The following is a 15676-nucleotide window of genomic DNA, read 5'->3' on the forward strand; positions in this document are numbered from 1 at the left end:
TGGAACTTTACCCAGTCGCTTCTGGATCAATGCAATATCTACACCGCCCCCTCAGGGCGGACGACTCTGACCTGCTTCTCCTGAGGTGTGTCCAGGAACAATACCTTCCAGCGACTACTGCGCCATACCGTGACTGGAATGTTCCATCTTCATCGCGCCGTCTTGCGCCCCACCATCCATAGGTTCAACCGCAAGTTCAACGCTGATACTTTCTGCACCATCAAACTGCAGAATTACGGGAATCCGCTCCCCCGGCTTCAGCGGAGCGTTCAGATTTTCCAGCATCAGGTGGTAGCTGTGGGGTTGGAGCTTTACCGTCTTGCCGGGCGGTATGACGAGTCCTCCGGAAACCGGCTGCATGCGCATGATTCCGTCCTTCATACTGGACTCATGGATCGAGATATGGCCGGCACGAGGTGATTGAGCGCCAATGAGGATAACCGACTCTTTACCATTGTTCTTGAGTGCCATGTAGCCAACTCCCATCGGTGTGCCCGGCGGCGTCGGTCGGCTCCAGGGGTGGTCGATGTGTACGGAGCCATCGGTGTAATCGTGCGCAAAGGCACCTGGAGCAGCAAGGGCCAAGGCAAAAAGAAGCGAACTCAGGCGTGACATCATGAACAGGAATCCTCCGGGGGTTATTCGTGGCTTACAGGATAGGAATCGAACATGATGGTGCCAAGTTTCAGGCTGCGGCTAATGGTCGCAGGACGTCAGAGTTCAGGCCTCTACGACAACCTTTCCCGTAAATCATCCAACGGCATCGGGCGGTGAAAGTAATAGCCCTGGAAGCGCCGGCAGCCCATGGCAATCAGTGCTTCGGCCTGCTCAGCTTCCTCTACCCCTTCCGCAACGAGCTCCATATTATGACCTTGGGCAATAGCTATAATACTGCGGATCATATTGGCGGCCCGTTCGTCCTGCAGAATGTTGTCAACGAAGCTCTTATCGATCTTCAGCTCGTCCAGCGGAAGCTTTCGTAACAAGCTCAATGACGAATATCCAGTGCCGAAATCATCCATGGATACCCGGATGCCGATGACCCTCAGCTGCTCAATAGTAAACAACACCCGGTTGAAATCGTTCATGAAGAGCGTTTCGGTGATCTCCAGAATCAGCTCTTCCGGCGAAACGTCATAGGTTTCCAGGGTCTTGACCACAGACGTGACAAAATCCGGTTGTCGGAACTGAATGACAGAAATGTTGATGGCCAGTTCCAGAGAACGGCCAATCCTGCTCCTCAGTTCACTGTATTCCCTGATGCTCGTTTCCAGAACAAAGCGGCCCAGGGGAATCATCAGCCCGCTCTGTTCCGCAACCTCCACAAACTCTGCTGGTGAGACAAAACCGAGCTCCTCATCCTTCCAACGCACCAGCGCCTCCAGACCAACGGTTTCATGCTGGTCATCCACCTGTGGCTGATACACCATGAAGAGAGAATTCGTTGCCAGCCCATAACGCAGACGTTGCTCTACCGATAGTCGTCGCAGGTAGGCTTGTTCCATCTCGCTGCGATACACACACACCGAATTACGATTCTGCTTTGCCTCGTACAACGCGAGGTGAGCACTGCGGATAACCTTGCTCAACGAGGTGCCGTGATTGGGGAATGTCGCCACCCCGATACTCGCGGTCACCTGCAGCCTCAGGCGATCTACTTCGATGGTTTCACCGAGACTTTCGACCAGAGACTGGCAGGCCTTTTCAACGGCGAGAAGATCAGTATTTGGAGTAACAATTGCGAACTCATCGCTTCCCAAGCGAGCAAGGTCATCGCGACGTTCCACAAGATTAGCCAGCCTGCGGGCGAACTCGACCAGCGCCTCGTCGCCAATTTCCAGCCCGAACCGGTCGTTGATACCTTTAAAGTTATCAATATTGATCACTACCAGGCTGAAAGGCTTTTTGGCCGGGATCAGGCTATCCAGGCGGTCCAGAAGGCCCAACCGGTTCAGTAGGCCGGTCAGATCATCATGGCGTGAAACATACAGCAGTTCGCTTCGCCGCTTCCGCTCAGACTGGTCAATAACCCTGAACCATTTGAAGAGTACCAGGGAGGAGATCAGATAAATGGCCAGGTATTGGATCAGCGAAGCCGAAAATGCCCGGTACACCGGGGCCATACGGGTCTCAGACACCGTCCAGAGTTGATAGCGATCATTGAAGATCGCAGCACTTATAAAGGGTTCCCCGTACCGTTTTGTGCGAACGGCAACGGCTTCTCCACTGGCCTTCACCGACTCAACGGTTCTACCAAGATACTCTTCGAATCCCCTCCTGTTCTCAGCTTTCTTGGCTTCCGTCTGGTGGATCCTCGAATAGACTTCCGGGGCCGCACCTTCTTCCGAGAGAAACTGGACGTAGTTATCTGACTCCCGGTACAGCATGATACTGTCGTCCGGACCGCTGTGGAGCTCTCTCGCAAACACCGTATCCCCTGCGTTCAACTGAAAGCCAGCGGTCATCACGGCCTCGACCTGTCCGTCCTTGTTACGGAGTGCTTTGCGAATAGGGATCAGCCAGGTGCCCATGGGTTCAAAAAAGTAGGTGCGCCCCAGCACCATCGAGTTGGATTCAAGGGCCTGAAGAAAGCTCGCCCTTGAGTCAGGATTGGTCCGCAGGTTCGGGAGCTTGGAAAGTTCCATATTGGACGTGGTTCGGACCAGCGTACCGTCCGGCAGGGCCAGACCAAAGCCGACGAGCGACTCATCCACACCCAGGATATTATCAAGCAAGGGCACATGGCGCTGATCGTCAAACATCGACTCCTGGCCAAGGAGTTCCCGCCCTACCACATCGAGCACGAGTTCCTGGGTCCGCAGCACACTGTCGACGGACTGATGAACAAGCTCGGCCCGGGAGAGCTGGTAAGTTTCTACATCAGACACGATTGCCTGCCAGCGAAACCAGAGAATCACGCTGAGCAGTACCAGACCACCAAAGATGATCAGGAAGAAAAGGGACCAGAGGTTTCGTTTGAGAATGGCCAAGTCGTCGTTCCGTGGCAGTGAGGCAAATCTGATATCTAACTTACTACATTATAGGAACCTGTCACCAAATCGCACACTCATATCATTATGTGCGCCAGGAACAGTTTATTTTATTGATATTACTCAATTTGAGTGTAACACCTCTATCATCACACCCAAAAATCGCGAGGCTTCTCCGCCCGTCGCGGCCCGATGATCGAACGTCAGAGACAATGGAAGCACCGGACGAACCGCCGGAACGCCTTCGACCGGGATCACCTTCTCCCTGATACGACCAGCCCCGACAATAGCAACCTGCGGAGGCGTGACAACAGGATTGGCATACTGGCCGGTCATGGTTCCGAAGTTCGACAGAGTAATTGTCGCGCCCTGCATTTCGTTGGGTGGGATTTTCCTGGTTGCGACGGCTTCACGCAGCTTTTCCAGGCCAGTACGGAGGTTTTTCTGACTGCGATGCGTGATATCCCGCAGCACCGGCACAAACAAACCGTCTGGCGTGTCGACTGCAATTCCCACATGGACTTCGCTCAGCAAGCGGCGGCTGAGGTTGTCGCCATCGAACCAACAGTTCAGCTCCGGCGAGGCTTCACAGGCGGCGCCAATAGCCTGAACCAGCCGCATGGTGATATCGGTCCCCTTTTTCCAGTCGCCGATATCCACGTCTTCAAAAATAGACACCGGCACTACATGGGCGTGGGAAAGCGCCATGTTTCTGGCCATGGTGCGCCGGGTGCCCCTGAGGGGTTCCGCCTCCCCTAACTGCTTCTGATGGCTGGCGTGTTTGTGCACATCATCATTGGTAATGAGTCCGCCAGGGCCACTGCCCCGTATCTGCTCCAGACTCACGCCCAGTCGCTCCGCCAGCGCCCGCACACCCGGCGTGGCGCGATTGGAGCGTGCCCGCTTGCTCGATGGCGCGGCCCCGATGATGAACTCATCCTTGCCGGGTTCGTCATTACCGGAGCCAGCAGACTTCAGTTCACCCACGACCGTACCACTGTCACTGCCCTCACCCTCAAACGCCAGCAGTGGCTCTCCGGTGTGGATGATATCTCCGGGCTCACCGTAGAGCTTGGCGATAACGCCCTCCTCCGGCGAGGGCACTTCCACAATGGCCTTGGCGGTTTCCACCGATACCAGTACCTGATCGAGCGATACCTCATCCCCGACTTTCACATGCCATTCAACAATTTCGGCTTCCGGAAGCCCCTCACCCAAATCCGGCAATTTAAAATTTTTCATAGCGCAATCACCTGTTCCACGGCCTGAACGATATCGCCCACCTCTGGCAGGTAAGCCTGCTCATTACGGTAATAGGGCATGATCGTGTCGTACCCCGTAACCCGGACCACCGGCGCCTGTAAATCGAGAAACGCCCCTTCGGCAATAGACGCCGCAACTTCAGCGCCCACGCCGCCGTTCCTGCAGGCCTCATGGACAATGACCGCCCGACCGGTCTTGGCCACCGAACACAACAGGGTTTCCCGATCCAGCGGGCTGATAGTTGCGACGTCGATGACTTCCGCTGTAATGCCTTGCTCCACCAGCTTGTCGGCCGCCTGCAGAGTTTCCGTCACACAGGCTCCCCAGGTAATCAGAGTGACATCATTCCCCTCCCGCAGGGTGAAGCACGTATCCAGGGGGAGAGCCTCTCCGTTATTGCTCACTGACTGGGTAACCGCCCGATAAATACGTTTGGGTTCAAGGAAGATGACCGGATCCGGGTTGCGGATAGCCGCAAGCAGCAGTCCGTAGGCCCGCGAAGGGGAACTGGGGATCACCACCCGCAAGCCTGGGATATGGGCAAACAAGGCTTCTGTGCTCTCTGAATGGTGTTCAGGTGCATGGATACCACCGCCAAACGGCGCCCGATAGACCAGCGGACAATGCAGGCGACCGCGGGTGCGGTTTCGCATGCGGGCGGCATGGCTGACAATCTGTTCCATGGCCGCATAGATAAAGCCCATGAACTGAAATTCCGCCACTGGCTTCAAGCCTTGGGTAGCCATACCGATGGCGGTGCCGGCAATCAGGTTTTCGGCCAAGGGCGTATCCATTACCCGCTTGAAGCCAAATTTGTCCTTCAGACCTACAGTCGCACGGAAGACTCCACCGTTTGTAGCGACATCTTCACCCAGAACCACCACATTCTCGTCATGTTCCATCTCCCATGTCAGGGCCAGGTTTACAGCTTCCACCAGAGTGACATCGCGTACATCGGGTGCGCTCATGACTCACCTCCCCGATACTTCGCGGCGATTCTCTCTCGCTGCTGTACCAATGCGGTTGGAAGGCTATCAAACAGGTAATCCACCATGGCTGTAGGTGGCTCGGCTTCGGTTGCCAGGTATTCCTGCACGGCCTTTTCAACGATCTGCTTGCATTCAGCCTGCAACGCCTGCTCCCTGTCCGGACTCCAGAATCCCGTCATGTGCAGGTAGTTCTGCAATCGCTTTATGCCATCCTTTTCCCAGGCTTCCCGCAGATCCTCTGCGCTGCGATAACGAGTCGCATCATCGGCAGTGGTATGGTCCCCTAGCCGGTAGGTCACAGCTTCAATGACGGCGCCGCCCTTACCCGAACGGGCGCGTTCCAGGGCATTGTCCAGTGCTTCAATGGTGGCGAAGTAATCGTTGCCATCCACAATATGGCCCGGCAGCCCAGCTCCGATGGCTTTCTGGGCAATGGTCTCAGCACCGGTCTGGATTCCCCGCGGGGTGGATATCGCCCACTGGTTATTGATCGCAACGAACACCACCGGCAGATGCCAGGCGCCAGCGAGATTTATGCTCTCAAGGAAATCCCCCTTGGAGGTGCCACCATCCCCAACACATACCACGACCGCCCGCGCTTCTCCGCGAATACGTATCGCGGATGCAACACCCACTGCGTGGCAGCACTGAGTCGCAATCGGAACCGCAATTGGCAGGTCTTCGGGGCATGCCTGCCAGGCACTGCCACGTTCATCGCCCCCCCAATACAGCAGCATTTCGTTCAGGCTGACACCCCGCAGGATGTGCGTCGCCTGATCACGGTAATAGGGAACGAACACATCCGTTTTGGCCAGGCTCTGGCCGATCGCAGTACCGATAACTTCATGGCCGAGTACTGACGGATAGGTGCCACACTTACCTGTGCGCTGCAGGGCAATGGCTTTGGAGTCGAAGGTGCGTGCCAGCACCATATTCCGGTAGGCAGCCAGGGTACGTTCGGTATCCTCAGCCTGAGGAGGAAGCTCATCGAAGGGCGTACCGTGGTCATCCAGATAGCAAACGCTATCCACATGAAAATCGTGGAGATGTTTCATCCCATCCTCCTTACCCCCGCCTGTTGGTGAAAGCGTCGGCTGTATCTACACCCGCTTGTGGCAGGTCTTGTAGCAGCACCGGGGCTGGTCGTCTTGTTGTTGGCGTGGTTCGCACACCTTTGGGACTCAAACAGGGTGCCACAGCACCCTGTTTAATATTTAGACGATCCGGAGGATTAGATCAATTCAGGCTTTCTTGACGAACTCGGACTTCAGCTTCATCGGGCCAATACCATCGACCTTGCAGTCGATGTCGTGATCACCATCAACGAGGCGGATATTCTTGACCTTCGTACCCACCTTGACCACGGAGCTCGAGCCCTTCACTTTCAGATCCTTGATAACAGTGACGGTATCGCCATCCTGCAGTTCATTGCCGTTGGAATCACGAACGACCTTGCCTGCTTCTGCTTCCGCCTGCTCGGACTCAGTCCATTCGTGACCACACTCAGGACAGACGAGCTGAACGCCATCTTCATAGGTGTATTCGGAGTTGCACTTCGGGCAGGGAGGAAGCTGGGACATTATCATTTCCTGTTAATCAAATGGAAAACAGATAATACCAGAAACTGGCACACAAAGTTGCTGGCCCCTTGCCGGACAGGTGTGCAAAATAACGGCTGACGATTCCCCAATCCAAGGACCAACACAATGCCAATCTGGGTCGATGCCGACGCCTGCCCCGTTCCCATTCGCGAAATTCTGTGCCGCGCCGCCACTCGCTGGCAGATCCAGACGACCTTCATTGCCAACCACGCCATCAATCTGCCGCCCAGTCCATACATCAGCCGCCGACAGGTTCCCCACGGCTTTGATGTGGCAGACAACGAGATCATGGAGCAGATGAGTGAAGGCGACCTGGTGATTACCCAGGATATTCCGCTTGCCGCGGAAGCCATCGAGAAGGGGGCAGACGTATTCAACCCCCGCGGGCAGGCATTTACCAAGGAGAATATCCGCCAGCGTCTGGCCATGAGAAACTTCATGGAAGAAATGCGCAGCGCCGGCCAGGTGACCGGTGGCCCCGCTCCGTTCAGCCAGGGGGATCGGAAGGAATTCGCCGACAAGCTGGATCGCTGGCTTCAGAAAAACCAAAAACGCTGACTAAAATCAGACCATCAGCTAAAAACCGATCTCATTTATTATTGCTAACGATTCTCTTTCATTCGCGACGATGAGCCGTTACCCTTTGCGGCTTTCCTATCGTCGCGGAGAGCTTCATGTCCGGCAAAACCAGTAACCCAACCAGCAGCTTCGCGGCCCTTGCCCGCCTGATCCGTTATGCGCGCGGGTACCGCCGGCAGATCATTGCAGCTACCACCTGCTCAATCATCAACAAGCTGTTCGACATTGCACCGGAAATCCTGATCGGGGTCGCCATTGACGTTGTGGTCAATCAGGAAACCAGTTTCGTTGCCAGTCTTGGCTTTGAAACAGCCAAAGAACAGATCACCATCCTGGCGGTGATGACGTTCTTCATCTGGGCCGGCGAATCGTTGTTCGAATACCTGTTCCAGATCCTCTGGCGAAACCTTGCACAGAGACTTCAGGCCGATCTTCGCCAGGATGCCTACGAACACGCCCAGAGGCTCGACATGAGCTTCTTTGAATCGCGAAGCTCTGGCCAACTCGTCGCCACCATGAATGACGACGTTAACCAGCTCGAGCGTTTCCTGGACGGCGGCGCCAACGCCATGATTCAGGTTGCCGTGTCCATCGTGGCGGTGGGAGCCGTCTTTTTCATCCTGTCGCCGCTCGTGGCAGTACTTGCATTTACTCCGATTCCGCTGATTGTCTGGGGCGCGTTCTATTTCCAGCGCAAAGCGGGGCCTCTGTATGCGGATGTGCGGGAAAAGGTCGGCGAGCTTTCCAGTCGCCTGTCCAATAATCTTGGAGGCATTGCCACCATCAAGAGCTTTACTGCAGAAGCCCGTGAAGCCGAGCGCCTGAAAGCCAGCAGCGAGGCCTACGTGCAGGCCAACCAGAAAGCAATCCGTATCAGCTCCGCCTTTATCCCGGTCATTCGTATGGCCGTACTGGCCGGCTTTCTTGCCACCTTCACGGTCGGCGGCATGATGGCACTGGAAGGCACATTGAATGTGGGTGCCTATGGTGTGCTGGTCTTCCTGACCCAACGGCTGCTCTGGCCTCTGACCGGTATGGCCGAAGTCATCGACCTGTTTGAACGCGCCATGGCCAGTACCCGGCGCATCCTGGACCTGCTCGCAGAACCGGTTTATGTGCACGATCAGGAAGGCACAGCTTTGCTGCAGCCGGTGAAAGGGGAGGTCCGGTTCGAGCAAGTCAGCTTTCACTATCCGTCCAGCGGCGCAGGCATTCGGGATATCGACCTGCACATTCCGGCGGGCAACACTCTGGCCCTGGTTGGCACAACAGGCTCGGGTAAGTCCACTCTGATCAAGCTCATGCTGAGGTTCTATGACCCGAGCAACGGCCGCATCCTCATCGACGGACAACCCATTCGCTCTGCCAGCCTCGATTCCCTGCGTGGCGCCATCGGTCTGGTAAGCCAGGACGTCTACCTGTTCGAAGGCTCCATCCGGGAGAACCTGACCTACGGACGCCCGGATGCCACCGATGAGCAGATCATCGAAGCCGCCAAGACCGCTGAAGCCTGGTCATTTATTCAGGCATTGCCAGACGGCCTGAATACTGCCGTCGGTGAACGCGGCGTCCGTATGTCCGGAGGTCAGCGTCAACGGCTGTCACTGGCCCGGGCTCTGCTCAAAGATCCGCCAGTTCTGGTTCTGGATGAAGCCACCAGTGCCGTCGACAACGAAACTGAAGCCGCAATTCAGCGCTCCCTGAAACGGATTGGCCATGATCGCACCGTTATCATGATTGCCCACCGGCTCTCGACAATTGTCGATGCCGACACCATTGCGGTGGTAGACCAGGGCCAGGTCATCGAATCTGGCAGCCATGAACAGTTGTTGGCCCAAAAAGGCGCCTACTTTGCCCAGTGGCAGGTGCAAACAGGGCAGGCCTGAGGCCTGCCCTGTTCGATCGACCAACCCTGTCCCCGGGACACATCTTCATTGATAGTAATTCGCATTTAAATTATCCTTACGCCTCCAGTCAGCGGGAGGCTTCATGTCTGCATTTTTTGAAGTGTCAGGGCTTGGTGTTCACATCAACAACACCAGGATCATCAGCAATCTCAACATTGCCTTCAATGAAGGCGAGGTTAGCGCCCTGCTCGGCCACAACGGCTCAGGCAAATCGACCCTGCTGAACGTGCTCGCCCGCCAGATTTCACCCAGTGCCGGTGATGTCAGGCTGCAAGGCAATACGTTTCGCCAGACAGGTGCCCGCGAGTTTGCGCGCACCGTCGGCTACTTGCCTCAACACCCTCCCGCCACGGACGGACTCACGGTTCGCGAACTGGTCGCTTTGGGCCGCTACCCGTGGCGGGGCCCGCTCGGCCGCTACAGGCCGGAGGACAACCACCTGATTGATCAGGCCATCGAAGATACCGGCTTGTCTGCCTTTACGAATCGCTCTGTGGACACACTTTCCGGAGGTGAGCGTCAGCGCGCCTGGATCGCCATGTTACTGGCACAACAGACACGGTGCCTGCTGCTGGACGAACCGATCTCAGCCCTCGACGTAAAACATCAGGTAGAGACATTGCGGCTGGTTCAGAGACTTGCCCGGGAACGGGACCTGACGGTGATCGTAGTGCTTCACGACGTCGACCTTGCAGCCCGCTTCTGTGACCGGCTGATTGCCCTTCGTGGCGGCCAGTTGATTGCCGATGGCAGCCCTCGGGACGTGATGGACAGCGGCGTACTTGAATCCATCTATGGCGTTGCTATGGGCGTTATGGAACGCGCACCCGGCCAGTGGGTGTCCTATGTGCACTGAGGGCAGGAGAATACCGGGCTGGCGCTCGTTTATAGCCGGACTATTGCTGTGCCTGGTGACAAGCCCGAGCCAGGCCACAAGCTGGCAACACGAGACTGGCACCCTGACTCTGGACGCCACACCTACCCGGATTGTCACCCTTAACTGGGCCGCAACGGAGGCCGTCCTGCTGCTGGGCATTACGCCCGTTGGGGTCGCAGACAAAGACGCCTATTCCTACTGGGTCCGCGAACCCGAACTACCGGATGACGTGCCCAATGTCGGTACCCGCACCGCCCCCAGCCTGGAAGCCATCGCCGAACTCAAGCCCGATCTGATCGTCACCAGTACAGAAATGGCCCCGGCGGCTGATCTGCTGGAGAAAATCGCACCGACCTACGTCATCAGTGTCTACAAGGACGGTTCCCAGCCGTTCGAAACAGCACGAAAAATGCTGGTAACTCTGGGTGAAATACTGGACCGCACAGCCCGTGCCAACGACGTTCTTCAGGGTATTGATCAAACACTGGCGCAACAACGACACCGGCTTGAAGAGCATGGCCTGAATGACAGACCCGTCGCCCTCGTGAACTTTATGGATGACCGCCATGTGCGGGTCTACGCCCCGAATGGTCTGTTCCAGACCGCCCTGGAAGCCCTCGGCCTTGAAAATGCCTGGCCTCATCCCGGAAGTTTCTGGGGCTTTTCTACAATTGGCCTGGAAGCCATTGCTCCCTACACCAGCAGCCGGCTGATTGTTCTGGAGCCAATCTGGCCGGGGCTGAAGGAACAACTGGCAGACAGCCCGTTCTGGACTTATCTGCCACCGGTTCAACGGGGCCAGGTCTATCAGATTGAAGCGGCATGGCCCTACGGTGGGGTGTTCCCGGTGAAACGTCTGGCAGTGGAGTTGACCGACGCATTGATTGCCGGGGGCAGCGACAATGTCCACTGATGTCCGCCCTCTTCCCGATTCGCCTCTCGCTTTACCCGGAAAGCTTCCTGTTTGGACAGCCATTCTCTGGCTGTTCGGGCTGACGGCTGCATCGATACCACTACTCGGTATCCTGACGCCTACAGAGCTGGTGTCCGCATTCTGGAGCTATAACAGCGACCAATACAGTACGGTTCTGGCCCATTTCAGCTGGGCACCCCGGGTTTCCGTCGCACTGCTGATCGGCTGCGCTCTGGGACTTGCCGGGGCAGTAACCCAACAAGTACTTGGCAACCCATTGGCGTCACCCTCCACATTAGGCGTTGAGGCGGGAGGCCAGTTTGGAATTACTCTGGCTACGCTGTTTTTCCCTGCGCTTCTGACCTTCAGCCCGGACCTTGCGGCCATTGCCGGTGGCCTTCTCGCTATCGGCCTCGTCATCGCACTGACATGGCGACTGGGCTTTTCACCGGTGACGGTGATTCTGGCCGGGCTGGTCATCACCTTCTTTATGGGGGCCCTCAACATGGCCTTCCTGCTGCTCAAAGGCGAGTGGCTTGGCAACCTGTTTATCTGGGGCGCCGGGTCCCTGGTCCAGAACAACTGGCAACTGTTTATGGACCTCTGGCCCCGGGTTCTGGTCATTGGTATCGCCCTTATTCTGCTCATGCGGCCGTTACAACTTCTGCAGCTGGGCCAGGCCTCCGCCAGCGCTCTCGGTGCACGTGTGGCCGCGGTACGCATGACTGCCCTGTTCCTGGTGGTACTGATGAGCGCAACCGTCGTCAGCCGGGTAGGCGTGGTTGCCTTTGTCGGCCTTGCCGCTCCGGTCCTGGCACGTCTGCTGGGGGCCCGCACCCTGCGCCAGAGATTGATCTGGAGCTCACTGCTGGGCAGTAGCCTGCTGTTACTGGCCGATACGCTCGCCCAATGGGCCTCGACCTGGGGCAACGGAGCTCTGGTGCCAACCGGTACCACAACCGCTCTGATCGGCGGCCCAATTATTCTCATTGCCTTGCAGAACGTCAGGAACACCCATCACATGCCCGGACAGGCGGCCAACCCGGCGGGCTTCCTGCCGGTTCGTCGTTCTACCCTGGCAACAGCCTCTGTGATCGGCGCGTTGCTGATCGCGGTATTCCTGGTATCCATGGGCTGGTCTCCCGGCCTCGACGAATGGCACTGGACGCCGGCATCGGAGTGGGGAGATGCCTGGGTCTGGCGCGGACCACGGCTGCTGGCAGCGGTGCTGGCGGGCGTAGCATTGGGGCTGGCCGGAACATTAATCCAGCGCATGACCAGCAATCCCATGGCGAGCCCGGAAATCCTGGGCATCAGCGGTGGTGCTGCCCTGGTGATGGTTGTGCTCGCTCTTGCAGGCATCCAGCTTGATCGTACCGGGCAGTTGGTAGCAGCCACAGCCGGAGCAGGAGCCGCTCTGGGCCTGCTCATCCTGCTGGCCCGCAAGCACCGCTTTGCCGGCAACCAGCTTTTGTTGGGCGGACTGGCACTCTACGTGTTCATGGATGCTGGAATTCGCATGGTAATGGCCTCCGGCAGTTCGGTAGCCACCGGTTTGCTGAACTGGATGTATGGTTCAACCTGGCTGGTCTCAGACCATGAAGCCATTGCGCTTCTCTCCCTGATCCTGTTGATCTGTGGCGGGCTGTTCCTGGTCGTGCGACCTCTGACCATTCTGCCATTGGGAGACAGCACCGCGTCCTCACTGGGGATTTCAGTCGGCAAGGCCCGCCTGCTCCTTCTCCTGCTCGCCGCGCTGCTGACGGCAGCCGCCACGGTGGTCATCGGACCACTGAGTTTCGTGGGACTGATAGCTCCTCACCTGGCAAGAGTCCTCGGCCAACAGACCGTCGGCCGCCAACTGGTGGTCGCAGCACTGGCTGGCGGGTTGCTACTGGCCGTTGCCGACTATCTGTCACGCACGGTGATCTTCCCCAACCAGTTGCCTGCGGGCCTTCTTGCTGCGTTGGTCGGGGGACTCTATTTCCTGTGGGGGTTGAGCCGTCATGGTCGCAGCTGAAGCCATGCCGTTGTCCTGGCCAGAGCGCTACAGCCAGCTACTGGTGGAGTCCGGTTTAGACTTCACAGAGGTTCTGGAAGAATCCGTACAGTCTCCAAATCTTGAACAGCCCGCCCTGTTCAGCCTGAGCCAATGCCTGGCAAAACCTGAACTCCTCCGTTCGCAACTGCGAAAGGACTACCCGGACACTGAAGATCCGCGTCAATTGCGTGCAGCTCTATCAGTGGTACATCAGGATCTGGCGCTGTCGGTTATTTCACCGCTGGTGATCAGGCTGTTTCTCCGGGGTGAAGCACCACTCCCCGACCCCGGCCGCATTTTTCTGGCTGCAGCGGGCGAACCATCGGCTACCTCGCGCTGGTTTCACGCAAGCCATGGCGACATGATAGGAGTTGAAGCGTTCATCTCCCGCATCGCAGCTATTGTGAACGACTGGTATCCGGTATTCAGGCAGGACCTGGGGGTCAGCCCCGGAGCTTACTGGAGCAGTGTGGGCCTGGCGCTAGGCGCGCCTTTTGCCGCGGTATGGAACCGGGCAAATCCGGAAGATCTCTGCACTCTGGCCAGCGAATGGCTGGAACGCTTCAGATGTGAGGCCAATCGCTACGTCAACTGGATTCCCTCGGAGTTCAACGGCGATACCTGTGCTTTGCCTCAGCGGAAGGGATGCTGCCTCAAGTACCTTCGCCCCGGCGGGGGCTACTGCGGAACTTGCGGCATCTACCGCAAAGAACGGTTGTCGGCCCTCAGGCAATCATCCCGTTGCCAACCACCAGGCCAGTGGCAACCACAAGAATAAAAATGCCGGCCCCTGCCGCGATTTTCAGTCCTTCAATCACTTCCTTTTCTACCGACATGGCATTCTCCCTGTGTGCAAAACTGAATGACAGATCAAACCTTTTACCGGATATTAAATGATAAGAATTATCATTTGCAACAATTAAAATGAACTATTTGGGGTTTGCTAACCTATACACAGGTAACCCGGAGAGTTTTCCCATGCCTACCTGCAAGCAGACACTGTTCATCAGTTACCTCCTGCTCACGCCCGTTCTGGCGTCAGCCAGTGAGACCTTCACAACGGACGAAGCGGATTTCCGACTGACCACTGTCGCCCGCGGACTGGAACACCCATGGAGTTTGGCTTTCCTGCCTGATGGAGACATTCTGGTTACCGAGCGGGAGGGCCGGCTTCGCAGAATTCATCAGAACCAGCTGGTCAAAGCACCGGTTGCCGGGCTTCCGGATCTGGTGGTATCCGGCCAGGGCGGATTGCTGGATCTTCAACTGCACCCGGACTTCGAATCGAACCATACCCTGTTCCTGAGCTATGCCCACCGTACAGCACAAGGCATGACAACCCGTGTGGCCAAAGCCACCCTCGAGGGAAATCGGCTCGTTGATGTCTCCGTCATTTTCGAAGCACTGCCCCGCTCAGGGACCTCACGGCATTTCGCCGGGCGAATGGCCTTCGACAACAGCGGGTATCTCTACATCGCAGTTGGCGACCGGGGCGACATGGACCGTGCTCAGGACACACAGGATGATGCCGGCGGCGTTCACCGCATTACCGTTACCGGAAGCCCCGCCCCTGGCAACCCCGGAATGGGCCGCTCCGACATAAACGACACACTGCTGACCTGGGGAAACCGCAACATTCAGGGAATGACGGTTCATCCTGACTCCGGCGCCATCTGGACCCACGAACACGGCCCTCGCGGTGGAGATGAAATCAACATTATCCGGCCAGGCACGAACTACGGCTGGCCGGAAATCACCTACGGCATCGGGTATACGGGACTCCCCATCAGCTCCCTGACGGAGAAACCCGGCATGGCTCAGCCGCTGCACTACTGGGACCCGTCCATCGCACCGTCCGGCATGGCGTTCTACACCGGAGATCAGTTCCCTGAGTGGCAAGGTGATCTGTTTGTGGGGGCGCTCAAAATGCGAAAACTTGTACGGCTGGAGATCCGGGATGGCAAGGTTCAGGAAGAGGAAGATATTCTTACGGGGCTGGGAGAACGAATTCGAGACGTCCGCAATGGACCGGACGGCTCTCTGTGGCTGCTGACGGATTCCAGCGACGGCAAAGTGCTCAGGCTGGATCCGGTTCAGTGAGGATCGTTGGTTCTTTCTGTTTTCTCAAACTGAGGCAGATCGTCGGTAATCTCGAACCAATCTGACTTGGACCCGACGAACACATGCTGGGCGGCGCTCTTGCCCAGCGGCTCGTTAATGACTCCAACACGAAGCCGGATGATACCGGGTATGGCGTCTACCCGGCTGTATAGCTGGCTGCCGCAACGATTGCAGAAAGCCCGATATTTACCGGGCCGTGATTCGAATTCGGTGATACGCTCTTCACCAGACACAACACGGAAGCGTATTTTCTGAACCGGCGCACTGGCTGAAAAGGCGCTTCCATGAGCACGACGGCATTGGCTGCAATGGCACAGTGCCACCGGTCCCATAGGGCCATCATATTCAAATGTGACATCACCACACAGGCACTTGCCGGTAAACATAATTGCGTC

Annotated in this window: 14 protein-coding genes; 7 read left to right on the top strand and 7 right to left on the bottom strand. The window is 57.2% G+C overall.

All coding sequences use genetic code 11. The features are described from left to right. Window positions 1–114: 114 nt before the first annotated feature. The 6 genes from FWJ25_RS15025 to FWJ25_RS15050 form a co-directional block, all read right to left on the bottom strand. A complete protein-coding gene (locus tag FWJ25_RS15025) occupies window positions 115–618 on the bottom strand; it encodes a copper chaperone PCu(A)C (protein ID WP_149601082.1) in 504 nt (167 codons plus the stop codon). Between the two features lie 110 nt (window positions 619–728). Then, window positions 729–2990, bottom strand: coding sequence for a bifunctional diguanylate cyclase/phosphodiesterase (locus tag FWJ25_RS15030; protein ID WP_149601083.1), 2262 nt, complete (start codon window positions 2988–2990; stop codon window positions 729–731). Between the two features lie 123 nt (window positions 2991–3113). Further along, a complete protein-coding gene (locus FWJ25_RS15035; protein ID WP_149601084.1) occupies window positions 3114–4232 on the bottom strand; it encodes a dihydrolipoamide acetyltransferase family protein in 1119 nt (372 codons plus the stop codon). Then, on the bottom strand, window positions 4229–5221 hold the full coding sequence (locus FWJ25_RS15040) for an alpha-ketoacid dehydrogenase subunit beta (protein ID WP_149601085.1): 993 nt from the start codon (window positions 5219–5221) through the stop codon (window positions 4229–4231). The genes FWJ25_RS15035 and FWJ25_RS15040 overlap by 4 nt, the downstream gene beginning before the upstream one ends. Further along, window positions 5218–6297: a pyruvate dehydrogenase (acetyl-transferring) E1 component subunit alpha gene (gene pdhA, locus FWJ25_RS15045; protein ID WP_149601086.1), complete on the bottom strand. Its 1080-nt coding sequence runs from the start codon at window positions 6295–6297 to the stop codon at window positions 5218–5220. The genes FWJ25_RS15040 and pdhA overlap by 4 nt, the downstream gene beginning before the upstream one ends. 186 nt (window positions 6298–6483) lie before the next feature. Beyond that, window positions 6484–6822, bottom strand: a complete 339-nt coding sequence (locus tag FWJ25_RS15050; RefSeq protein ID WP_149601087.1) for a zinc ribbon domain-containing protein YjdM — start codon at window positions 6820–6822, stop codon at window positions 6484–6486. A gap of 126 nt (window positions 6823–6948) precedes the next feature. Here FWJ25_RS15050 and FWJ25_RS15055 point away from each other — a divergent pair, with 126 nt between their 5' ends. The 7 genes from FWJ25_RS15055 (at window position 6949) to FWJ25_RS15085 (ending at window position 15260) form a co-directional block, all read left to right on the top strand. Further along, a complete protein-coding gene (locus FWJ25_RS15055) occupies window positions 6949–7401 on the top strand; it encodes a YaiI/YqxD family protein (protein WP_149601088.1) in 453 nt (150 codons plus the stop codon). A 116-nt stretch (window positions 7402–7517) separates the two neighbouring features. Next, a complete protein-coding gene (locus FWJ25_RS15060) occupies window positions 7518–9308 on the top strand; it encodes an ABC transporter ATP-binding protein (RefSeq protein ID WP_149601089.1) in 1791 nt (596 codons plus the stop codon). Window positions 9309–9411: 103 nt separating this feature from the next. Further along, a complete protein-coding gene (locus tag FWJ25_RS15065) occupies window positions 9412–10185 on the top strand; it encodes an ABC transporter ATP-binding protein (RefSeq protein WP_149601090.1) in 774 nt (257 codons plus the stop codon). Between the two features lie 55 nt (window positions 10186–10240). Further along, a complete protein-coding gene (locus tag FWJ25_RS15070) occupies window positions 10241–11119 on the top strand; it encodes an ABC transporter substrate-binding protein (RefSeq protein ID WP_246166856.1) in 879 nt (292 codons plus the stop codon). Continuing rightward, window positions 11109–13139, top strand: coding sequence for a Fe(3+)-hydroxamate ABC transporter permease FhuB (gene fhuB / locus FWJ25_RS15075; RefSeq protein WP_149601092.1), 2031 nt, complete (start codon window positions 11109–11111; stop codon window positions 13137–13139). Before FWJ25_RS15070 ends, fhuB begins: the two co-directional genes overlap by 11 nt. Continuing rightward, window positions 13126–13938, top strand: a complete 813-nt coding sequence (locus FWJ25_RS15080) for a (2Fe-2S)-binding protein (RefSeq protein WP_149601093.1) — start codon at window positions 13126–13128, stop codon at window positions 13936–13938. Before fhuB ends, FWJ25_RS15080 begins: the two co-directional genes overlap by 14 nt. Window positions 13939–14138: 200 nt before the next feature. Beyond that, window positions 14139–15260, top strand: coding sequence for a PQQ-dependent sugar dehydrogenase (locus FWJ25_RS15085; protein ID WP_149601094.1), 1122 nt, complete (start codon window positions 14139–14141; stop codon window positions 15258–15260). Here the strand turns inward: FWJ25_RS15085 and FWJ25_RS15090 are convergent. After that, window positions 15254–15667: a GFA family protein gene (locus FWJ25_RS15090; protein ID WP_149601095.1), complete on the bottom strand. Its 414-nt coding sequence runs from the start codon at window positions 15665–15667 to the stop codon at window positions 15254–15256. The two genes, FWJ25_RS15085 and FWJ25_RS15090, sit on opposite strands and share 7 nt — an antisense overlap. Window positions 15668–15676: the final 9 nt, after the last annotated feature.

The organism is Marinobacter salinexigens, assembly GCF_008370345.1.
Lineage (GTDB): Bacteria > Pseudomonadota > Gammaproteobacteria > Pseudomonadales > Oleiphilaceae > Marinobacter > Marinobacter salinexigens.